Annotated in this window: 18 protein-coding genes; 5 read left to right on the forward strand and 13 right to left on the reverse strand. The window is 72.0% G+C overall.

Annotation, left to right across the window (positions count from 1 at the left end):
* Positions 1-34: 34 nt before the first annotated feature.
* Positions 35-676 carry a hypothetical protein gene (locus J7E93_RS05205; protein ID WP_251066057.1) on the forward strand — a complete coding sequence of 214 codons (642 nt, stop codon included), beginning with the start codon at positions 35-37 and terminating at the stop codon, positions 674-676.
* Here J7E93_RS05205 and J7E93_RS05210 read toward each other — a convergent pair.
* Positions 633-1,547: an oxygenase MpaB family protein gene (locus J7E93_RS05210; protein ID WP_215066047.1), complete on the reverse strand. Its 915-nt coding sequence runs from the start codon at positions 1,545-1,547 to the stop codon at positions 633-635. The two genes, J7E93_RS05205 and J7E93_RS05210, sit on opposite strands and share 44 nt — an antisense overlap.
* Before the next feature lie 53 nt (positions 1,548-1,600).
* Positions 1,601-2,326: a VOC family protein gene (locus J7E93_RS05215; RefSeq protein ID WP_215066048.1), complete on the reverse strand. Its 726-nt coding sequence runs from the start codon at positions 2,324-2,326 to the stop codon at positions 1,601-1,603.
* 242 nt (positions 2,327-2,568) lie between these two features.
* Between J7E93_RS05215 and J7E93_RS05220 the strand changes: the two genes are divergently transcribed.
* Positions 2,569-3,768: an aromatic acid exporter family protein gene (locus J7E93_RS05220; protein ID WP_215066120.1), complete on the forward strand. Its 1,200-nt coding sequence runs from the start codon at positions 2,569-2,571 to the stop codon at positions 3,766-3,768.
* Positions 3,769-3,811: 43 nt separating this feature from the next.
* On the opposite strand, the gene J7E93_RS05225 is transcribed toward J7E93_RS05220, so the two are convergent.
* From J7E93_RS05225 to J7E93_RS05240, 4 genes are all read right to left on the reverse strand, one after another.
* A complete protein-coding gene (locus tag J7E93_RS05225) occupies positions 3,812-4,003 on the reverse strand; it encodes a hypothetical protein (protein WP_215066049.1) in 192 nt (63 codons plus the stop codon).
* Positions 4,004-4,152: 149 nt separating this feature from the next.
* Entirely contained in the window at positions 4,153-5,787 is a 1,635-nt protein-coding gene (locus J7E93_RS05230) for an alpha/beta hydrolase (RefSeq protein WP_215066050.1), read from the reverse strand.
* A 129-nt stretch (positions 5,788-5,916) separates the two neighbouring features.
* Positions 5,917-7,215: a HAMP domain-containing sensor histidine kinase gene (locus tag J7E93_RS05235; protein ID WP_308367819.1), complete on the reverse strand. Its 1,299-nt coding sequence runs from the start codon at positions 7,213-7,215 to the stop codon at positions 5,917-5,919.
* Positions 7,212-7,877, reverse strand: coding sequence for a response regulator transcription factor (locus tag J7E93_RS05240; RefSeq protein WP_215066122.1), 666 nt, complete (start codon positions 7,875-7,877; stop codon positions 7,212-7,214). Before J7E93_RS05240 ends, J7E93_RS05235 begins: the two co-directional genes overlap by 4 nt.
* 260 nt (positions 7,878-8,137) lie before the next feature.
* On the opposite strand from J7E93_RS05240, the gene J7E93_RS05245 reads away from it, so the two are divergent.
* The gene (locus J7E93_RS05245) at positions 8,138-9,949 is read left to right on the forward strand and encodes a S8 family serine peptidase (RefSeq protein WP_215066051.1); all 1,812 of its coding nucleotides are present in this window, start codon (positions 8,138-8,140) and stop codon (positions 9,947-9,949) included.
* Positions 9,950-10,024: 75 nt separating this feature from the next.
* On the opposite strand, the gene J7E93_RS05250 is transcribed toward J7E93_RS05245, so the two are convergent.
* From J7E93_RS05250 to J7E93_RS05280, 7 genes are all read right to left on the reverse strand, one after another.
* The gene (locus J7E93_RS05250; protein WP_215066052.1) at positions 10,025-11,596 is read right to left on the reverse strand and encodes a GMC family oxidoreductase; all 1,572 of its coding nucleotides are present in this window, start codon (positions 11,594-11,596) and stop codon (positions 10,025-10,027) included.
* Positions 11,593-13,146 (reverse strand): APC family permease, encoded by a 1,554-nt coding sequence (locus J7E93_RS05255; protein WP_215066053.1) that lies wholly within the window; start codon positions 13,144-13,146, stop codon positions 11,593-11,595. Before J7E93_RS05255 ends, J7E93_RS05250 begins: the two co-directional genes overlap by 4 nt.
* Positions 13,147-13,176: 30 nt before the next feature.
* Positions 13,177-14,643 (reverse strand): aldehyde dehydrogenase family protein, encoded by a 1,467-nt coding sequence (locus J7E93_RS05260; RefSeq protein WP_215066054.1) that lies wholly within the window; start codon positions 14,641-14,643, stop codon positions 13,177-13,179.
* Between the two features lie 91 nt (positions 14,644-14,734).
* Entirely contained in the window at positions 14,735-15,877 is a 1,143-nt protein-coding gene (locus tag J7E93_RS05265) for an aromatic ring-hydroxylating dioxygenase subunit alpha (protein ID WP_215066055.1), read from the reverse strand.
* 10 nt (positions 15,878-15,887) lie between these two features.
* Complete coding sequence (locus J7E93_RS05270; protein ID WP_308367822.1) at positions 15,888-18,341, reverse strand: FAD-dependent oxidoreductase; 2,454 nt, start codon at positions 18,339-18,341, stop codon at positions 15,888-15,890.
* The gene (locus J7E93_RS05275) at positions 18,338-19,420 is read right to left on the reverse strand and encodes an S-(hydroxymethyl)mycothiol dehydrogenase (RefSeq protein ID WP_215066056.1); all 1,083 of its coding nucleotides are present in this window, start codon (positions 19,418-19,420) and stop codon (positions 18,338-18,340) included. The genes J7E93_RS05270 and J7E93_RS05275 overlap by 4 nt, the downstream gene beginning before the upstream one ends.
* Positions 19,421-19,622: 202 nt before the next feature.
* Positions 19,623-20,441 (reverse strand): IclR family transcriptional regulator, encoded by an 819-nt coding sequence (locus J7E93_RS05280; RefSeq protein WP_215066057.1) that lies wholly within the window; start codon positions 20,439-20,441, stop codon positions 19,623-19,625.
* Between the two features lie 170 nt (positions 20,442-20,611).
* Here J7E93_RS05280 and J7E93_RS05285 point away from each other — a divergent pair, with 170 nt between their 5' ends.
* Positions 20,612-20,932 carry a bifunctional 3-phenylpropionate/cinnamic acid dioxygenase ferredoxin subunit gene (locus J7E93_RS05285; RefSeq protein WP_215066058.1) on the forward strand — a complete coding sequence of 107 codons (321 nt, stop codon included), beginning with the start codon at positions 20,612-20,614 and terminating at the stop codon, positions 20,930-20,932.
* Positions 20,929-22,170 carry an NAD(P)/FAD-dependent oxidoreductase gene (locus J7E93_RS05290; protein ID WP_215066059.1) on the forward strand — a complete coding sequence of 414 codons (1,242 nt, stop codon included), beginning with the start codon at positions 20,929-20,931 and terminating at the stop codon, positions 22,168-22,170. Before J7E93_RS05285 ends, J7E93_RS05290 begins: the two co-directional genes overlap by 4 nt.
* Positions 22,171-22,176 lie beyond the last annotated feature (6 nt).

Genomic DNA, 22,176 nt, shown 5'->3' on the forward strand with positions numbered 1-22,176 from the left:
GAGAGGACCGGCCGACCGAGGAGAGCACCCGCCCATGGAGACCGTCGCCCCCGACACAGTCCGAGACACCAGCCGCGCGACCATCCCCGTGACCGCTCCCGAGGCCACTCCCGAGACCGTCGACCGGGCCGCCGCCCAGCTCTACGACACCGCCGCATGGCGGGAGATCGTCCGGCGCTGGGACACGCCCGCGCCCGCCGCCGAGGAGTGGCGCCGCCTGCTCACGGTGCCGGTCGACGAGCTCGTGGCCACCGCCCTCGGCGCACTCTCCGCACCCCCGCCCGACGAGCGCCGGCTCCCCGGCAGGCTCGGCGCGATCCTCCCCGACCGGCTGCACGCCTGGCGCCGCATCGGTCAGCCCGACCTGCGCCCCTCCGCCCACCTCGCCCACGCCCGCCGCGTCCTCGTCGAGTGGGGCTGGCAGAACCGGCCGTACCGGCTCCGCGACGCCCGCGGCGCCCGCTGCCTCTGCGGCGCCCTGCTGACCGCCCACCGCCTCGGCCACGGCAGCGCCGACACGATGAACCGCTCCGCGGCCTGGATCGTCACCGAACTGCGCGCCCAGGGCTGGACCGGCCTCATCGGCCCCTGGAACCGCGCGCCGGGCCGTACCGCCGAACAGGCGCTGGCCCTCATCGACGCGACGATCCGCCGGGCCGCGCACGCGGGAGAGTGACCCCGTCCGGGGGCGGCGGAACCATCGCCCAGCGGATCGCACCGGTCACCAGCCGCCCGCCCGCCCGAGCCGCAGTCCTCGCCGGCCGGGGCGGGTTCGGCAGCCCCAGTTGCGCGTGGGCCCAGGGCGGCAGCAGCGCCAGCGCGCCCGCGGCGAGCAGTGCGTACGGTGGGCGCGCCTGCCACGGGACCGGGGGACTCAGCAGCAGGAACCGGGCGGCCTCCCGGCTGTCGGGCGTCCCCCTCAGCTCCGCCCGGTACCCCGCCAAGCGCTCCGCGAGCTCGGCCACGCTACGGGGCGGGCACTCCACACCGAGCTCGTCCGCGATCCGCGCCGCGTCCGCCACATAGCCGTCGTAGCCCGCCCGGTCGAGCGGTGCGGCCCCGTAGCACCGATGGGCCCGCAGAAAACTGTCCACCTCGGCCACATGCACCCAGCCCAGCAGATGAGGGTCGGAAGCGCGGTACGGCAGCCCTTCGGCCGTCGTGCCCGTCACCCGCTCATGGACCGCCCGTACGCGCTCGACCGCGCGCCGCGCGTCGTCGGCCGTGCCGAACGTCGTCACCGCGAGAAAGGTGCTGGTCCGCTGCAGCCTCCCCCACGGATCGCCCCGGAACCCCGAATGGGCGGCCACGGCGGCCATGGCCAGCGGATGCAGCGACTGCAGCAGCAGCGCCGCCAGACCCCCGGCGAACATGGAGGCGTCGCCGTGGACCGTGCGGATCGGGCGGTCCGGGGAGAACCACCGCGGACCGGGAGTGCCATGGATCCGGGCACGCGTCTGCTCGCCCGAGGGCCCGGCGACGTGGCGGAAGAGCGTGGCGCCGAGCCGTTCCCTCAGGTCGTCCACGGAGGGAGGCGGCCACCCCATGCGGCCCAGTATGCTCCCGCGACGGCCGGATCCCGGAGCGCCGCGGACAGCGCCTACCGGCCGTCGGCCACCGTGAAGAGCCCACCGTCCGGATCACGCAGGGTCGCACACCGGCCGTCCTCCGACGGGTGCGGCGCCGCGGACGTCGTCCCGCCGAGACGGACGGCCGTCTCCACGGCGACATCGACATCGGGCACCCGGAAGTGCACGTGCCAACGGGGCCGGACCTGCGGATCGGGGGCCGCCTCCACGGCGCCGCCGACGAGCCGGGCGACGGTCGCGCCCGCATGGCTCAGCACCACATGGTCGTCCTCGTAGGAGACCTCGCAGCAGCCCGGCCGCTCACCGGCCCACTCCAGCACCTCGGCATAGAAGATCGCCGCGTCGAAGGCGTTCCTGGTCCGCAGCTCCAGCCAGGCCGGAGCGCCTCCCTTGCCGACGCTCCAGTCGGGGATGACCCGGCCCTCCCAGATGCCGAAGACGGCACCCTCGCGGTCGGAGGCGAGCGCCGCGCGGCCCGTACCGAACCGCAGCGGACCGACGGCCACCGTGGCGCTGCGCTCACGGATGCGCGCCGCGGCGGCGTCGGCGTCGTCGACGGCGAAGTACGGGGTCCAGGCCACGGCCACCGCAAGGCGCGGCGCCAGCGCACCGATCCCGGCGACCGGTGCGCCGTCGTGGAAGGCGACGGAGAACTCCTCGCCCAGCCGTGTGGGCCGGAACTCCCAGTCGAAGACGGCACCGTAGAAGGACTCTGCGGCGCGCAGATCGCGGGTCATGAGACTGACCCAGCAGGGAGCGCCGAACATCGCATGGCTTGAGGTCGACACAACCGTCATCCATCCGTCGTGGACGCTTTGACCGCTCTCATCCCACCGTACCCCCGGGAAGATCGCCATTCCGGCAACCCGGCCCGGTCGCGCCGCCACGGCGTGGGCAGCGACATCGGGTACGAAAGCCTGACAGGGGGCAGGAGAGGGCGACACCCACAGGGAAGGAACGTGGTAACGACGTGGCGGAAATGGGAAGCGCGCTACGACGACCGCTGGCCGGCCTGCTCGCACGACGCAGGGAACCGGCCGTCGTCCAGACCCTCCGCTCCACCGCCGCGGCGACGATCGCCTACGTCGTCGCCCTGCAACTGAGCAGCGAGGTCGCCCCGCTCACCGCGCCGCTCACGGCGCTCCTGGTCGTCCAGGTCACTCTCTACTCCACCCTCACGACCGGAATCCGCCGGGTCAACTCCGTGGTCGTCGGCGTTCTCATCGCGATCGCGTTCAGCATCCTGGTCGGCCTGACCTGGTGGAGCCTGGGACTGATCATCCTGGCCTCGCTGGTGGTGGGCCGCTTCGTCCGCGTCGACGAGTTCGTGCCCGAGGTCGCGATCAGCGCGATGCTCGTCCTCGGTGTCACCCAGGTCACCGACACCGCCTGGGACCGCATCCTCGAGACGCTCATCGGGGCGGTCGTCGGCCTGCTCTTCAACGTGCTCCTCGTCCCGCCGGTCTGGGTCTCGACGGCGGGGGAGTCCATCGAGGACCTGGCCCGGCGCATGCGGCAGCTGCTGCTGCGCATGGGCGAGGAGCTCACCACGCCCGTCGCCGTCGAGCACGCCGCCGCGCGGCTGCACGAAGCGCGCCGGCTCGACAACGACGTGGCCGACGTGGACGCGGCCCTGCGCCAGGCCGAGGACAGCCTCCGGCTCAACCCGCGGGTCAAGGAGGGACTGCTGCACCGCATCGTGCTGCGCACCGGTCTGGACACGCTGGAGATCTGCGCCGTCGTCCTGCGGGTCCTGGCCCGGACGCTCACCGACCTCGCCAAGGAGCGGAAGGACGACGAACTCTTCCCGCGCGAGGCGGCGCTCGCCCTGGAGGAGCTCCTGGCGCATGTGGCCGACACGCTCGTCAGCTTCGCCGTTCTGGTCACCACACGGGTCACCGCGAACGCCGACGCGGCCGAGGAACGGCTGACCGGGGAGCTCCAGGCGGCCCGGGCGGTCCGGGACAACGCGGCGGACCTGCTGCTGCAGGGCGTGCTCAGCGATCCCCGGCAGTGGCAGTTGCACGGCGCCCTGCTCGCCGAGATCGACCGGATCCTCGACGAGTTGGACCTGGACCATCGGAGCCGGCGACTGATGGAGGAGCTCGACCGTCAGTCGCGTGAACGCCACGAGAAGCGTCCGAGGCTTTCGGCGCTGCGCGCCCGACTGGGGGTGTGACCGGCTGGGATGCGGCCGGGCGGGGTGCGGCCGGGCCCGCTGCTCAACGCCGGTCGTTCATCAGCTCCTGGAACGAGGTCATGCAGGGTGTGCAGTGACGGTCGGTCCTCTCGCGCTCTTCGAGGTGCTCCTCGTGGAGGGACTGACCACAGAGGGCGGTCGCGGTGCCAATGGCGGCGACGTGCCAGACGAAGACCCCGTCCGGGGCCGCGAGGCCGACGTGCATTTCGTACATGGTCGTCTCCATGCTCGGCGGACGGTTGCCTCTCCAGTGCACCGGAGGGAGGGGGGTTTGCACGCCCCCAGCGCCGCCGTTCGGGTGACGGCCGCGCCGGAGCAGGGGCGTCGACGGCCCTGCCCGACGGGAGTCCACCCCCTGTCCGGTCAGCAGGTGGCGCCGGGACGGACCGGCTTCAGGGCGACGAGGTAGTCGTCGACCGCGTCGGTGACACACGCGCCGGCCCGGCCGTACGCCGTGTGGCCCAGGCCCTCGTACGTCAGGAGCATGCCGCCGGGATACTGGGACGCCAGGCTCTTCGCCTCCTCGTACGGGGTGGCCGGGTCTCCGGTGGTGCCCACCACCAGGACCGGCGGGACACCCTCGGCCCGCACGCGGTGCGGCTTCTGCGTGCCGGTCGGCCAGGCCATACAGGTCATCGAGTCGACCACACCGGCGGTGCCGTACAGGCCGGCGGCCTTCTCGGCGGGGGCGAGGGCGTCCCAGTACGGCTGGGCGTCGCGGGGGTGCGGTACGTCGAGACAGTCGACGGCCAGGGAGGCCGCGTAGCTGTTGTCGGCGGCGACGGTCCCGTCCCGTGCGTCGGCGCCGGTCCCGGAGCCCTCCTCGGTGTCCCCGGTCTCGTCGGTCTCGTCGGCCGTCTCGCCCTCGCCGCTCCCGTCCGCCTCGGCGGGCGCCCCGTCCTCCGCCTCCGCCAAGGCGGCGATCTTCGTACCGTCGCCCCGTCCCGCCTCGGCCAGCGCCCGGGACAGCCCCTCCCACTGGACCTCCGGCGTGTACATCGCCATCGACACCACGTCGTACAGCATCCGCTCGTCCACCCCTGCATCGTTTCCGTCCGCCGGGAGCGGTTCGCGGGACGCCCGCGCGTAGAGGCCGTCGATCAACGTCCGTATCTCGTCCGGGGTCGCGCCCGGGCATGCGTCGGCGCCCACGACGTCGGCGCAGTGCGTGGCGTAGTCGTCGACCGCCCGGCGGAATCCGGCGGACTGGCTCTCGACGCGCCCGCGCCAGTCCAGCGAAGGGTCCGTCGCACCGTCGAGGACCATCGCGCGGACCCGGTGCGGGAACTGCTCGGCGTAGGAGGTGCCCAGGGTCGTCCCGTACGACCAGCCGAGATAGCTCAGCCGGGAGTCGCCGAGGGCGGCCCGCAAAATGTCCAGGTCCCGCGCCGCGTCCGCGGTCCCGACGTGCCGCAGGATGCCGCCGCTGCCCCTGGCGCACTCCGCCGCGGTGGACCGGGCCCCGGCGACGACGGCCGCCCGATCGGCCCGCGTCGTGGGGTGCAAGGGGTTCTCCGGAGCCGCCCCCTCGGGCGTCGCGGTGCCCTCCTCGCCGGTGTCGCCGCAGGTCAGTGCGGGCACGCTGCCGCCCACACCCCGAGGGTCGAAGGACACGACGTCGAAGCGACCGCGGACCTCGGCGCCGAAGGAATCGGCCGCGTCCTCCTTCAGGAACGCCACGCCCGACTCGCCCGGGCCACCGGGGTTGTAGACCAGTGAACCGATGCGGCGCGCCGGATCGGCCGTCGCCGCCTTCACCACCGGAAGGACGAACGTCCGCCCGTTCGCCGGACGCGCGTAGTCCATGGGCACGGTGAGGCGCGCGCACCTGAGCTCGCCGCAGTCGGTCCACATGAGCTTCTGGCCGTAGAACGACCGCAACTCCTCCGGGACGTCCGGAACCACCGGCGGATGCGGCGCGGCCGTGCACGCGGAGAGGGAGCCGAGCACGGCGAGGGTCAGGACGAGGGCATGGCGACGACGGAGAGCGCGCTTCACGGGGATGCTCCTGGCAGTGGGTGTGCGGTGCGCCCCAGCATCGCCGGGGGATGCTGAGGTTTTCCTGAGGGGTCTCCGTCGGGGGTTTCCTGAGGGGGGTTTCCTGAGGGGGTCTGAGGGCGGCAGCCGTCAGACCGCGACGGGCAGGCGCAGCACGAAGCGGGCGCCGCCGCGCTCGCCCGGGCCGGCGGAGAGGCTCCCGCCGTGCGCGTGGGCGACCCAGGAGGCGATGGAGAGCCCGAGCCCGGTGGACCCCGACCCACTGCGGAACCGCTCGAACAGGGAATCCGCCACCCCGGGAGGCAGCCCGGGACCGGCGTCCTCGACCGTCACGGTCGCCTCGTGCGCCCCGGAGACCACCTCGATCCGGACGTCGGCGGCGACGCCGGGAGCGTGGCCGTGGGCGAGCGCGTTGCCCAGGAGGTTCGCCACGGCCCGGCGCGCCAGGTCCGGATCGGCCACCACGACCGTCTCCTCGGCCCGGACCGACACCGTGTGGCCCTCCGACGGGGTGTCCGCGACGACCGCCTCCACCAACTGGTCCAGCCGCAGCGGCTCCCGGGCGAGCGTCTGTACCCCGGTCATCAGCCGCGCCCGGGTGAGCAGCCCGTCGACGAGACCGCCCATGCCGTCCGCGAGCCGCATCGTCCGGCGCAGCACGTCGGTGCCGTCCGTCTCCCCGCGCAGCGCCGTCTCCGCGAGCATCCGCAGCGAGGCGACCGGAGTCCGCAGATCGTGCGCCGCGTCGGCGAGGAACGACTCCTGCTGCCGCAGTGCCGCCAACGCCGGACGGATCGCCCTTCCGGACAGCGCATGGCCGACCGCCGCGGACAGACACACCAGGACGGCGCAGCCGACGCTCAGCAGCCACGTCGTGCGACGGTGGTCGGCGCGTGCCGGCGACGTCTCGTACACGGTGACCACGGCTCCGTCCCGGCCCTCGTCGCCCTCCGCGTCCGGAGCGAAGAAGGGCTCGGCGAAGAGCCGGACCGGTCGGCCGTCCGCAGTGCGCCGGTCGACGGCGACGACGTCCTCCCGGCGGACGGCGGTCTCGGCCACCGCCAGGACGTCGGCGGGGCGCCCGGCCAGACAGGGCTCGTCCGGGGCGAAGTCGACGACGGGACCCGAGGACCCGTCCCGGGGCACCGAGAACACCGTCAGCGGCGGGCAGCCGGTGTCCATGACGTCGACGAGATCGCGGGTGTCGGGCCGGTCGTCCTCGTCGTACGTGAGGAGGCTGATCGCCTGGGTGGTGTCGAGGTTCATCGACCGGTCGAGCTGCTCGCGCCACCGCGCGTCGTCGCTGCGCACGGCGAAGACGGCCATCGCGACCAGCCCCACGGCACTGGTGAGAGCGAACAGCGCGGTGATCCTCCGGCGCAGCCGGCGCACCCGGCCGGTCGGGGTGAGCTCCCGGCGTTTTCTCACCCGCGCTCCCCGGGAGCCAGCCGGTAGCCGACCCCGCGTACGGTCAGGACCAGCGGCGGGTCCCCGAGTTTGCGGCGGAGCTGGGAGACCAGCACCTCCAGCACGTTGGAGCGCGGTTCCGCCATCTCGTCCCAGCAGCTCTCGATCAGCTCCGCCCGGGACACGGCCTGATCGGCGCGGGCCACCAAGACCTCGAGGACGGCGAACTCCCGTCCCGTGAGCGTCAGCAGGACACCGGCGCGGCGGACCTGCCGCCGCGCGGTGTCGATCTCGAGGTCGGCGACCCGGTGGACGGGAGGCCGGACGACGGCCGCCCTGCGGCACAGGCTCCGCACCCGGGCGACGAGCTCGGCCACGGCGAACGGCTTCACCAGGTAGTCGTCCCCACCGCTCGCGAAACCGTCGACCCGGTCGGCCACCGTGTCACGGGCCGTCAGGAAGAGTACGGGCACGGCACCGCCGCCGCTGCGCATTTCGGCGACGTACGCGGCGGCGTCACCGGAGGGCAGCATCCGGTCGAGGACCACGCAGTCGTAGGCCGTGACGAAGAGCGCCTCGTCCGCCTGGGGGAGGTCCGCGACCTCGTCGACCGCGAACCCGGCGGCGCGCAGCGCGGCGGCCACCCCGAAACGCAGATCCTCGTCGTCCTCGACCAGCAGCACCCGCACGGCGCCCACGATAACCGCCCGGCCGGGTGGCCCGACCACCGGACGCCCGTCCTCGCGGATCGGACGAACGAAGCGGTCACCACGGAGCAAACCCGTCCTGATCACCACCCCGTCAGGTCAACACTCTGTAACGCCAACAGGCTTGTCGGACAGAAGACTTCCTTCCGCACCACATCGTCTGGGATCTTGCGTCCACCCCACACATCACACGGCCCGGCGGCGCCACCAGCGCCTTCGGGTCATCGGAGGACGCGATGTTTTCCCTCATATCCAGTCGGCTGAGACATTCCGCTCTGGCGGCAGCCGCCCTCGGCGCGACCGTGGCGCTCGCGGCGCCCGCCGGATTCGCCCACGCTTCACCGACGACCACCCCGGAGCCCGCGGGCGCCTCGGCGGCCAGGACGACGGCGCCGGCGGCGGCCCCCGCGGCCTGGGCGGCCGGCACCCGCGCCTACCTGGTGATCACCACGCCCGGTGACACCACCGCCGTGCGCACCGCCGTCGCCAACAACGGCGGTTCCGTCTTCGCGTCCTACGACGCGATCGGCGTGATCGTGGCCCACTCCACCTCGACGGCCTTCGCCTCGACGATGCGCGCCGTCAGCGGCGTCCAGCAGGTCGGCGCGACCCGGACCTCCGACGTCCCGGCCGACGCCTACAACCCGGCGCTCCCCGCGAACCCGGCCCAGTCGACGACGACGCTCACCGAGTCCAACCGCTGGGACATGACGCAGATCAAGGCCGACCAGGCCTGGGCGGTGACCACCGGTTCGGCCTCCGTCAAGGTCGGTGTCCTCGACACCGGCGTGGACGACCAGCACCAGGACATCGCGCCCAACTTCAACGCGGCCGACTCGGTCTCCTGCGCCTACGGCAAGGCGGACACCCGCGCCGGCGCCTGGCGGGACGTCGGCACCCACGGCACCCACGTCGCCGGCACGATCGCCGCCGCGAAGAACGGCAAGGGCGTCATCGGCGTCGCGCCGGGCGTGAAGCTCTCCTCGGTCCGCATCGCCGAGCCGACCAGCAGCCTCTTCTTCGCCGAGAACACCGTCTGCGGCTTCATGTGGGCCGGTGACCACGGCTTCAAGGTCACCAACAACAGCTACTACACGGACCCCTGGGCGTTCAACTGCCCCGACAACGTGGACCAGGCCGCCATCATCGAGGGCGTCCGGCGTGCGCAGGAGTACGCGGAGAACAAGGGCTCGCTGCAGATCGCCGCGGCAGGCAACTCCAACTACGACCTGGCGAACAAGACGACCGACAGCGAGAGCCCGAACGACTCCACGCCGGTCACCCGCACCATCACCAACGCCTGCATCGACATCCCGACCGAGCTCCCCGGTGTCGTGACGGTCTCGGCCATGGGCAGCGGCAACGTCAAGGCCTCGTACTCCAACTTCGGCAACGGCGTCATCGACATCGCGGCCCCCGGCGGCGACGGCACCTCCGGTGTGTACTCGACGCTGCCGGGCGGCAAGTACGGCAGCAAGAGCGGTACGTCGATGGCCTCCCCGCACGTGGCGGGCGTCGCCGCGCTCATGGCGAGCGTCAACCCGGCCCTCACCCCGGCCGACCTCCGCGCCCGTCTCGCCTCGCAGGCCAACGACACCGCCTGCCCCTCCGACAGCCGCTGCACGGGCACCACGGCGAAGAACGGCTTCTTCGGCGAGGGCCAGACCGACGCGCTGAAGGCCGTCGGCGGCGCCACCCCGCCGGCCGGAAAGTACTTCGAGAACCTCACCGACGTCACGATCGCCGACAACGCCACCGTGGAGAGCCCGATCACGGTCTCCGGGGTGACGGGCAACGCTCCGGCCACCCTCAAGGTGGGCGTGGACATCAAGCACACGTACATCGGTGACCTGAAGGTCGATCTGGTGGCCCCGGACGGCACCGTCTACACGGTGCACAACCGGACCGGCAGCGGCACGGACAACATCGTCCAGACCTTCACCGTCAACGCCTCCTCCGAGGTCGCGAACGGTGTCTGGAAGCTCCGTGTGAACGACAACGCCAGCCAGGACACCGGCAGGATCGACGCCTGGAACCTGACCTTCTAGCCCGAGCCTTCTCATGGAGGCGCCCGCCCCGGCAGCATGCCGGGGCGGGCGCCTTGCCGCTCTTCGGGCGTCCGGTCAGGCGTCCGCGCGCAGCAGGTCGGCGCACTTCTCGCCGATCATCATCGTCGTGATGCACGGGTTGACGGTCACGAGGTCCGGCATGACCGACCCGTCCGCGACCCGCAGCCCCTGCACGCCCTTGACCCGCAGCCGGGCGTCGAGCGGCGCCGAGCGGTCGTCGTCCGCGCCCATCTTCACCGTGCACGCCGGGTGGTAGACCGTGTTGTGCGTCTTGTGGATGTAGTCGAGCAGTTCGTCGGCGGTACGGACGTCGGGCCCGGGGGCGAGCTCGGCCCCCGCCCATCCGGCGAGCGCCGGCTGGGCCACGATCCGGCGGGCCAGTTCGATGCCGTACGTCATGACCCGTACATCGTGCTCGTGCGTGAAGTACCGCGGGTCGACCTTCGGCTTGTCGCGGTAGTCGCGGGTGCGCAGCCGTACCGTGCCGCGCGAGCGCGCACGGGTGACGTTGGGCGTCAGACAGAAGGCGTTCTCGGACGTCGGATAGCCGTGCCGGGCGGTGTTCATGTCGAAGGGCACCGAACCGTAGTGGAACATCAGGTCCGGCCGGTCCAGACCGGGCTCGGTGTCGTAGAAGATGCCCGCCTCCCACCACTGGCTCGACGTGGTGGTCATCGGCTGCTTCGCCTCCCACATGACGACGCCCTCGGGATGGTCCTGGAGGTTCTCGCCGACCCCCGCGGAGTCCACGAGCACCTCCACGCCCACCTCGCGCAGATGCTCGGCGGGCCCGATGCCCGACAGCATCAGCAGCTTGGGCGTGTCGATCGAGCCGCAGGAGACGACGACCTCGCGGCGGGCACGGACCGTGCGGGTGTGGACGAGGTCCGGATCCAGGTACTCGGCGCCGACGCACCGCGTCCCCTCGAACACCAGCCGCTTGGCCCGCACCCCGGTACGTATCTCCAGGTTCGGCCGCTTGCCCATCACCGGGTGGAGGTACGCCACCGAAGAGGACTGCCGGATGTTGTTCTCGTCCGCGTTGATCTGGAACCAGTTCGCGCCCCGCACCACCGTCGTACCGGTGTTGAACGGCGTCGTCGGTATGCCCGCCTGCGCGCACGCCTCCAGGAGGGCGGAGCCGCACGGGTCGCCGCCCTTGAGGCTGCGCAGCTTCACCGGCCCCGACCGGCCGTGGTGGTCGCCGGGAGCGTCGTTGTTCTCGAGTCTGCGGTACAGCGGGAACAGGTCCGCCGCGCTCCAGCCCGTACAGCCGGCCGCCGCCCAGTCGTCCAGGTCCTCCGCGGGCGCCCAGAAGGCGATGCACGAGTTGTGCGAGGAACAGCCGCCGAGGACCTTGGCACGGGCGTGCCGCATGAAGCTGTTGCCGCTCGCCTGCGGCTCGACCGGGTAGTCCCAGTCGTAGCCGGAGTCCAGCAGGCCCATCCACCGTTCCAGCTTCAGGACGTTGTCGTCCCCGACGTCGCTGGGGCCCGCCTCCAGGACGCACACCGTGACGGAGGGGTCCTCGCTGAGCCGCGCCGCGACGACGTTGCCCGCGGTGCCGCCGCCGACGACGACGTAGTCGAACTCTGCGTGTTCCGCGTGGTCGAACGCTTCGGTCATGAGGGGGTGACCTCCTTCAGTGCGACGGGCTCGGGGGGCGTCACGGCGGCGTGCTCGGCGAGGACGCCCGTACGGTGCCGCTGGACGAACCAGTAGTAGGTGAAGCCGCCCAGCGCGATCGCGCCGACGAACAGGACCGCGCCCCAGCGCAGGTACCAGTGGTACGGCTCGGCGGCGTTGTAGACCGCGGCCCGCGGCCAGATGAGATTGAGCGTCATGGCGCCGCCCCACAGCACGGCGAGGATGTTGACGGGAATGCCCCAGCGGCCGAGCGAGAACCTGCCCTCGGCCGGCTGCCACCGGCCGCGCAGCCGCGCCACCAGCATCGGCAGGGTGACCAGCAGATACGCCACGTAGATCATGACGATGCCGATGCTCGTGACCACCGTGAAGATCTGCGGCTGGCGGATGTTGACCAGCAGGATCGCCAGCGCGAGCACCCCGATGATCACGGTCGGCAGGATCGGGGTGCCGAACCGCGGGCTGACCTTGGCGAGCCGCGAGGAGGCGGGCAGGTTGTTGTCCCTCGCCATGGCGAAGGCGAGCCGGACCGCCGCCGTGTGCACGGCCAGCGCACAGACGGTGACCGCGATCAGCACGCACCACAGCATGGCCTTGCCGGCCGTCGGGCCGAGCACGTCCAGGACGACGAACTGCAGCCCGTCGGAGGACAGCTTCTCGCCCCGCAGATTCGAGACGCTCATGAGGGCGAGGATCAGGATGAGCCCACCGAGGACGAACGAGGCGACGATGGCCCGGATGATGGCGCGCGGCGCGTTGCGCGAGGGATCGAGGGACTCCTCACCGAGCGAGGCCGCGGTGTCGAAGCCGTACATCACGTAGGCCGAGGCGAGTGAGGCGATCAGGAACGCGCCGAGATAGCCGAAGGACTGGCCCGAGCCGGTGCCGGCCGTATCGGTGACGACCTGAGGGCCGCGGACGACGTTCACCGCAAGCAGCACGATCAGCACGACCGTGGCGATGAGTTCGAGGAAGACACCGGCCGTGTTGATCCGCGCCATCAGCTTCACACCGAAGGCGTTGACGACGGTGGTGAAGAGGATCAGCCCCGCGGCCAGCACCACCGCGTTGGTCGCCACGTCGTACGTCCCCGTTCCGTCCCCCACGAACTGGAAGACGGAGGATATCTGAGGGAGCGTCAGTTGGTAGGCGAGGGCGACGGCGGCGATCGAGACGACCGAGGCGATGAGCATCATCCAGCCGGCGAGCCAGCCGACGTGCCCGTTCCCGACCTTCTTGGCCCAGTTGTAGATGGAGCCCGCCACCGGGTAGCGGGCGGCCAGCTCGGCGAAGCAGAGCGCGACCATGAACTGCCCGGCGAAGACCATCGGCCAGGACCACCAGTAGGCGGGGCCGCCACTGGCGAAGCCGAAGTAGAAGAGCTGGAAGGTGCCGGTGAGGATCGAGATGTACGAGATGCCGGCCGCGAACGTGTGGAAGTTGCCGAGCGTCCGTTTGAGTTCAGGACGGTAGCCGAACTCGGTGAGCTCTGCGTCGTCGCCCGGCGGAGAAAGGGGAGCAGTTGCCATGGGTCAACTCCTGGACAGTAGAGATACGTTTCAGGCGAACCAGGCCTGCGGCTCCGGAGCGGTGTTGCGCCAGATGTGCTTCGTCTCGCGGTACTCCGCGAGGCCCGCGGGACCCAGCTCACGCCCGGTACCGGACTGCTTGAACCCGCCCCACTCCGCCTGCGGCAGATAGGGGTGGTAGTCGTTGATCCACACCGTGCCCAGCCGCAGCCGGGCCGCCACGCGCCGCGCCCGGCCCTCGTCGGAGGTCCACACCGCGCCGGCCAGGCCGTAGATCGTGTCGTTCGCCAGCCGCACGGCCTCGTCCTCGTCGCGGAACCGCTCCACGGTCAGCACCGGGCCGAAGGACTCCTCCCGCACCACCGACATGCCGGCACGGCACTCGTCGAGCACGGTCGGCAGGTAGTAGAAGCCCGCGTCGTACGTCGGGCCCTCGGGCCTGGCTCCGCCGCAGCGCAGCACCGCGCCCTCCGCCACCCCGGCCGCGACGTACGCCTCGACCTTCGCGCGATGGGCGGCCGAGATCAGCGGCCCGGTCTGCGCCCGCTCGTCGAAGGGCCCGCCGAGCCGGATCTCGCGGGCCCTGCGCACGACCTCGTCGACGAACCGGTCGTGCAGCGAGTCCTCCACGAGCAGCCGCGCACCGGCCGAGCAGACCTGCCCCGAGTGCAGGAACACCGCGGTCAGCGCCATGTCCACGGCCGTCTCGAAATCGGCGTCGGCGAAGACGATGTTGGGGTTCTTGCCGCCGAGTTCCAGCGCGACCTTCTTCACCGTCCCGGCGGCCGCCGCCATCAGCCGGCGGCCGGTCTGCAGACCGCCGGTGAAGGAGAGTAGATCGACGTCCGGATGGTCGGCGAGCGGCGCGCCCGCCTCCGGGCCCGCGCCCAGCACGAGGTTGGCGACACCGTCCGGCAGCCCGGCCTCGGCGAGGAGACGCATCAGATGGATCGCCGTGTGAGGGGTGAGCTCGCTGGGCTTCAGGACGAAGGTGTTGCCCGCGGCGAGCGCCGGCGCCACCTTCCAGGCCGTCTGGAGCAGCGGATAGTTCCACGGAGTGATCAGCCCGCACACACCGACCGGCTCGTACACGACCTGGCTGTCGGCGTTCGCCGTGCCCGTGTCGATCACCCGGCCCGTCTCCGCCGCCGCGAGCCGCCCGAAGTAGCGGAAGCAGTTCACGATGTCGTCGATGTCGTACGCGCTCTCCACCAGGCGCTTGCCGGTGTCGAGGGACTCGGCGCGGGCCAGGGCGTCCTTGTCGCGTGCGAGCAGGTCGGCGACGCGCAGCAGCAGGTCACCGCGGTCCGCGGCCGGGGTCGTGGGCCAAGGGCCCTCGTCGAAGGCACGGCGAGCGGCCGCGATCGCCTCGACGGTGTCCTTGACGCCGGCCTCGTCGACGACAGCGACGAGGTCGCCGTCGGCGGGGCACCGGATCTCCCGGGTCCGCCCGTCGAGCGCGGACCGCCAGGTTCCGCCGATGAAGAGTTCGGGCATGCTTCTCGTTCCTCCTGGTCAGCGCCCTAGTGGCGCACCCTTGCGGCTGGGTACCTCACCGGACGATCGCGTTCCATGCCGAATGTGACGGTCAACACTCCGGACCGGAGGAGTGGGCGCCCAGCTTCCGCCGGAGCCATTCGTGGAAGATCTCGATGTGGTGCTCCGTGGGAACCAGCACCCCGCCGGCGCGGTAGGCGCGCGACGCCATCGCGGGCTGGGTGCGCTCGCACGCCTCGAAGTCCTGGACGTTGACCCGGTGGAAGAGCTCCACGGACTTCGACACGTCCGCCCCGGACTCCACGACCTCGGGCGCGTACAGCCAGTCGCACTCGACGACCGTGCGGTCCTCGGCGAGCGGGAACATCCGGTGCAGGATCACATGGTCCGGCACCAGATTGATGAAGACGGTCGGCTTCACGGTGATGGCGTAGTAGCGCCGGTCCTGCTCCTCGGCGATCTCCGGCAGCCGCGCGAACCCCTCGCTGCCGTCCACCGTGAAGCCCTTGGCCTCCTCGGCGAACTCGGCGCCGTGGCCGACGTAGTACTGCGCCGCGTAGCCGTCCGCGAACTCCGGGAGCACGTCTGTGAGTTCGGGGTGGATCGTCGCGCAGTGGTAGCACTCCATGAAGTTCTCGACGATCAGCTTCCAGTTCGCCTTCACGTCGTAGGTGATCCGACGGCCGAGCGCGAGGCCCTCCGCGCGGTAGCGGTCGATGGAGGCGGCGTCGCCGAGCCGCTCCACGGCCGCACCGATCACGGTCTCCTCGAAGGACGGCGGCTCCTCGGCCAGACACAGCCAGGCGTAGCCCAGCCATTCGCGCAGGTGCACCGTGACCAGGCCGTAGGCGGCCCGGTCCACGTCGGGCATCTTCACGAGGTTCGGTGCGGCGATCAGCCTGCCGTCGAGGTCGTAGGTCCACGCGTGGTACGGACACTGCAGGGAGCGCCGTACCTGGCCGGACTCCTCGGTGCACAGCCGGGCGCCGCGGTGGCGGCAGATGTTGAGGAAGGCGCGCAGTCCACCGGCCCGGTCACGGGTGACGATCACGCTCTCGCGGCCCACCTGGACCGTACGGAAGGCACCCGGCTTGTCGAGGTCGGCGGCGCGCACGGCGCAGAACCACATCGATTCGAAGAGCCGCTCCTGCTCCTGCCGGAAGATCTCGGGATCGGTGTAGTAGTGGCCGGGGAGCGTGGCGATCAGGCTCGGGGACAGCGGGGTTGTCGTCATGGCGGACTCCTCAGCGGCGGATACGGCTCATGTCGGGGTCGAACAGCGGCTCCTCGGCGACGGTCGCCGTGACCTTCTCGCCGACGTACTCGATGTGCACCGCGGTGCCCGCGTCCAGCGGGGGCAGCCAGGCGTAGGCGACGCAGCGGCCGAGGGTGTACCCGTAGGACGCGCTGGTGACGTAGCCGGCGGGGACGCCGTCGACGTGGACCGGCTCCTTGCCGAGGACGACGGCCGCGGGGTCGTCGAGCAGCAGCGCCGTGAGCCTGCGGCGCGGTTCGCCCGCCTTCTCCACAGCGGCCCGTCCGACGAAGTCGCCCTTGTCCATACGGACGGCGAAGCCGAGACCCGCCTCGTACGGGGTGTGCTCGGCGGTCATGTCGTGGCCCCATGAGCGGTAGCCCTTCTCCAGGCGCAGGCTGTTGAAGGCCGAGCGTCCGGCGGCGATCACGCCGTGCTCCCGGCCGGCCTCCCAGAGCGTGTCCCAGAGCCGCAGCCCGAGGTCCGCGCTGGTGTACAGCTCCCAGCCGAGCTCCCCGACGTAGCTCAGCCGCATCGCCGTCACCGGCACATGGCCGAGGTAGGTCTGCTTGGCGCGGAAGTAGCCGAAGCCCTGGTGGGAGAAGTCGTCCCGGGTCAGCGGCTGCACCAGCGCCCGGGCGAGCGGCCCCCACACCCCGATGCAGCAGGTCCCCGAGGTGATGTCCCGGATCCGCACGTCGTCGGGGGCGTGCCGCAGCAGCCAGTCCTCGTCCGCCGGCGTGTTGGCACCGATCTGGAACCGGTCGGCGGCCAGGCGCGCCACGGTGAGGTCCGAACGGATGCCACCGGACTCGTCCAGGAGCAGGGTGTAGGTCACCGCGCCGGGCTTCTTGGCGAGGTTGTTGGTGGTCATGCGCTGGAGGAAGGCCAGGGCGCCGGGGCCGGTGACCTCCAGCCTGCGCAGGGGCGTCATGTCGTACAGGGCGACCCTCTCCCGCGTCGCCCGCGCCTCGGCGGCGGCGATCGGCGACCAGAAGCGGGCCGACCAGTCGTCCCGCGCCGGCAGGTCGATCCCCTCGGCGAGCGGGGCGTTCGCCTCGTACCAGTGCGGGCGCTCCCACCCGCCGCCCTCCAGGAAGACGGCGCCGAGCTCCTGCTGACGGGCGTGGAAGGGGCTCACCCGCAGCGGGCGCGGCCGCTCCATGGGCTGCAGCGGGTGCAGGACGTCGTACACCTCGACGAACTGCTGAGCGCCCCGCTCGTGGACGTACGCGGGGGAGCGGTGGACGTCCTCGAAGCGGGTGAGGTCGCACTCGTGGACGTCGACGCCCGGACGGCCGTCCACCATCCACTCGGCGACCGCCTTCGCCACCCCCGCCGAGTGGGTCACCCAGACGGCTTCGGCGAGCCAGAACCCGCGCAGCGAGCGGGACTCGCCGAGCAGCGGCATGCCGTCCGGGGTGAAGGAGAAGACGCCGTTGAAGCCCTCCTCGATCTCCCCGGCGGCGAGCGCCGGGAGGAGCGTCCGGCAGTCCTCCCAGCTCGGCGCGAAGTCCTCCGGCGTGAAGGGGTACGAGGAGGGCATCACCGGCGCTTCGTCGTAGGCCGGGACCGTGAACGGGTCGACGCGCAGCGGCCGGTGGGCGTAGCTGCCGATGCCGATCCGGTCGGTGTGCTCACGGAAGTAGAGGTCGCGATCCTGGAAGCGCAGAATCGGACGGGACGCCTCGGTGCGCGGGTCGTTGACGCCGGCGAGCTCCGGCAGCGGGCCCGTCTTCGCGTACTGGTGGGCGAGCGGCAGCAGCGGCACGTCGACGCCGGCCATCCGGCCGACGACCGGGCCCCAGAAACCGGCCGCCGAGACGACGTGGTCGGCGGGGAAGACCCCCCGGTCGGTGACGACGGCGGTGACCCGGCCCTCCTTCCGCTCGATGCCGGTGACGGTGTGCCGCTCCAGGAAGCGGGCCCCGCGGGCCTCGGCGCGCTCCCGCTGGGCTCGGCAGGCGAGCACGGCGCGGGCGAGGCCGTCGCCGGGGGTGTGGAATCCGCCGAGGACCCGGCTCTCGTCCAGGAGCGGCCACAGCTCCTTGCAGCGTTCGGCGGAGACGATCTCGCCGTGGATGCCCCAGGAGGCGGCGTAGCCGGCCCGGCGGTGCAGTTCGGCCAGGCGCTCCTCGGTGGTGGCCAGTTCGAGGCCGCCGACCGGATTGAAGCAGGACAGTCCGTCGACCTCGAGCGCGCTGAACTTCTCCACGGTGTAGGTCGCGAAGGCGCTGAGCGTCCTGGACGGGCTGGTGCGGAAGACGAGCCCGGGCGCGTGGGACGTGGAACCGCCGGGGGCGGGCAGCGGGCCCTGTTCGAGGACGGTGACATCGCTCCAGCCACGGGCGGTCAGCTCGTCGGCGAGGGAGCAGCCGACGATGCCGGCGCCGATGACGACGACACGGGGGGAGGCGGCGGGCGTGTTCACGGTCTTTGTCACAGGACCACCACCGAGCGCAGGACCTCGCCGCGGTGCATCTTGGCGAACGCGGCCTCGACCTGGTCCAGGGAGATCGTCTCGGTGACGAAGGAGTTGAGGTCGAGAAGGCCGTAGAGGTACTGGTCGATGAGGATCGGGAAGTCGCGGCTCGGCAGGCAGTCGCCGTACCAGGAGGACTTCAGCGCGCCACCGCGCGAGAAGAGGTCGATCAGCGGGAGGTCGATCCTCATCTCGGGGTCGGGGACACCCACCTGGACCAGCACGCCCGCGTGGTCGCGCATGTAGAACGCCTGCTTGTACGTCTCCGGGCGGCCGACCGCGTCGATGGCGATGTCCACCCCGAAGCCGTCGGTGAGCGCGCGCACGGCCTCGACGGGGTCGGTGCCACGGGAGTTGACCGTGTGCGTGGCTCCGAACTTCTCGGCCTGGTTCAGCTTCTGGTCGTCGATGTCGACGGCGATGACCTTGCGGGCCCCGTTCAGACAGGCGCCCGCGATGGCCGCGTTGCCGACGCCGCCGCAGCCGATCACGGCGACCGTGTCGCCGTTGCGCACCTTGCCGGTGTTCACCGCGGCGCCGTAACCGGCCATCACCCCGCAGCCGATGAGCCCGGCGGCCTCGGGCCGTGCGGCCGGGTCGACCTTCACGGCCTGGCCGGCGGCGACCAGGGTCTTCTCGGCGAACGCGCCGATGCCCAGCGCGGCGGTGAGCGGCGTCCCGTCCAGGGTCATCGGGCGGGTGGCGTTGCGGGAGTCGAAGCAGTACCAGGGGCGGCCGCGGCGACAGGAGCGGCAGGTGCCGCAGGGGGCGCGCCAGGCGAGGACGACGTAGTCGCCGGGCGCCAGGTCGGTGACGCCCTCCCCGACGGACTCGACGGTGCCGGCCGCCTCGTGGCCGAGCAGGAAGGGGAAGTCGTCGTTGATCGCTCCCTCCCGGTAGTGCAGATCCGTGTGGCAGACACCGCAGGCCTGCACGGAGACGAGAACCTCGCCGGGGCCGGGATCGGGGACGACGATCGTCCGCACCTCGACGGGTGCGCCCCTCTTGACGGCTACGACGGCACGGACCTCATGCGGCACGATGGGCTCCTCAGTGTTGCGCTGTGCACGATGGGTTGCGCGATGGGGAACATAGTGGGAACGCCGACGACACCCCGTCAAGAGGTCGGTGTTAAGGACTGGCAAAAGCGGTGGGGCGCGAGGAAATGCTCCGGACACAGGACGACGCGGGGCCGGGTCTCCCCGGCCCCGCGTCGAAGGGGGCACCGTGACGGACGACGGGTCAGAACCCGTACCCCATCCGCCGGGACAGCTCGTCGGCCGCGACCACCGTCCGCGCGGCGAGCTCCGGCAGCCGCTCGCGCGGCAGCCGGTAGGCGGGCCCCGACACGCTGAGCGCGCCGATCACCCGGCTGTCGTGCGCCCGCACCGGTGCGGCGACCGCGTGCAGCCCGAGCTCCAGCTCCTCGACGACGAGGGCGTAGCCCTGCGCGAGGACCGCGTCCAGCTCGCTGCGCAACATCCCCGCACTGGTCAGCGTGTTCTCCGTGAACCGCGGCAGCGCCCGGGCGAGGAGCCCTTCGCGCAGCGTCACCGGCAGATGGGCGAGGAGCACCTTGCCGCTGGAGGTGGCGTGCAGCGGGGTGCGCCGGCCCAGCCAGTTCTGCGCCGTGACCGAGGCGGGGCCGCGCGCCTGCATGATGTTGACGGCGGCGTCGTCGTCCAGGACCGCGATGTTGACGGTCTCGCCCAGCTCGTCGGCGAGTTCCCGGCACACCGGCGCGCCTTCCTGGGAGATGTCCAGGCGCACGGCCGCCGCCCCGGCGAGGCGCAGGATCCCCGCTCCCAGGAAGTACTTGCCCCGGTCCTGCGCCTGGGAGACCAGGCCCCGGTTCTCCAGCACCCCGAGGAGCCGGAACGCCGTGGACTTGTGCACCTCCAGTTCGTCGGCGATCTCCGTGACACCGGCTTCGCCGTGCCGCGCCAGGATCTCCAGCACGCTCACGGCACGGTCGACGGACTGGATCGCCCCCGCCCCTCCCTTGGGCGCTCGCTCGGGTGCATCCTCGTTCTGTTCGGCCACTACGTGATCGCGGGTCATGGCTCAACTCTCACCCTCTGGTGGCCCCATGGGGGACACATCTGCGGGAAGCCCTTGACGCGACGGGCGTCCCGCCCGGATTCTGTTGCGCATAGCGCTCCCTCACGCGCCATACGCAACATTATGTTACCGAAGAGTCCTGCTGAAGAGTCCTGGACCGAGGGGGGCCCGTGATTCCCGTCTGCCGCCTTGAAGACCTTCCCGTGGGCGAATCCGTCCGTATCGACACGACACCGCCCATCGCGGTGTTCAACGCCGACGGCGAGCTGTACGCCATCGACGACACCTGCACCCATCAGGACGCCTCCCTCTCCGAGGGATGGCTCGAAGGCTGCCTGGTCGAATGCCCGCTGCACGCGGCCTCGTTCGACCTCCGCACCGGGCAGCCGACCTGCCTGCCCGCCCGCCGACCCGTCCGCACGCACCAGGTCGTCGTCGACGAGGGTGTCATCCACGTCCGCCCCGCCGCCCAGGAGGGCACCGCAGCATGAGAACCGTCACCGTCGTCGGCGCCTCGCTCGCCGGCCTGTACGCCGCCCGCGAGCTGCGCGCCCAGGGTTTCGACGGGCGGCTGGTGATCGTCGGCGAGGAGCCTCACCGCCCCTACGACCGGCCGCCGCTGTCCAAGGACTTCCTCTCCGGTCGCGTGGAGGAGGCCCAGCTCGCCCTCACCGACGAACAGGAGGAGCGGGAGCTCGCGGCCGAGTGGCTGCCGGCCACACGCGCCCGAGGCCTCGACGTCCGCGGCCGCACCCTGCTCCTGGAGAACGGCCGGACCCTCGTCACGGACGCGGTGGTGATCGCCACCGGTGCCTCCGCGCGCCGGTTGCCGGGCGACACCGGCCTCGCCGGAGTCCACACGCTGCGCACGCTCGACGACGCCCGCGCTCTGCGGGACGCCCTCGGCGCGGGCACGCGCCGGGTCGTCGTCGTCGGCGGCGGATTCATCGGCGCGGAGACCGCCTCCTCGTGCGCCTCCCTCGGACACGACGTCACGGTGGTGGAGGCCGCCCCGCTCCCGCTCGCCCCGCAACTCGGTCCCGAGATGGCCGCCGTCTGCGCCGGTCTGCACCGACGGGGCGGCACGGAGCTGATCACCGGTACGGGAGTGGCCCGGCTGCACGGGCGGGCGACCGTCACCGGGGTGGAGCTCACCGACGGCCGGGTGCTCCCCGCCGACGTGGTCGTCGTCGGCATCGGGGCCGTACCGAACACGTCATGGCTGGCCGGTTCCACACTCCTGCTCAGTGACGGGGTGCTGTGCGACGACGGCTGTGTCACCGCGCTGCCCCAGGTCGTGGCGGTGGGCGACGTCGCCCGCGTCGGCGGCCGGCGCACGGAGCACTGGACCAGCGCGACCGAGCAACCCGCCGTCGCCGTACGCAACCTCCTGGCCGGGCGGACCGTGGACACCTCCCGCTCCCTGCCCTACTTCTGGTCGGACCAGTACGGCGCACGCATCCAGTTCGCGGGCCGCCGGCGTGAGGGGGACACCGTCCGCGTCGTCGAGGGAGCCACGGAGGAGGGGAGTTTCCTCTGCCTCTACGAGCGTGACGGCCGGACGACGGGGGTGCTCGCCGTCGACCGGCCGCGGTCGTTCATGCGGGCCCGCCGCAAACTGGCCCGTGCGACCGAGGCCGGCGGGCCCATGAGCGGTGGACCCATGGCCGGTGGGGCCACGGACGGGCCCAGGCCCGGCCGGCCCGCGGCCGCCACCGCCGGGCCTTGACCTGGC

The organism is Streptomyces sp. ISL-36, assembly GCF_018614205.1.
In the GTDB taxonomy this organism is placed as follows: Bacteria; Actinomycetota; Actinomycetes; order Streptomycetales; family Streptomycetaceae; genus Streptomyces.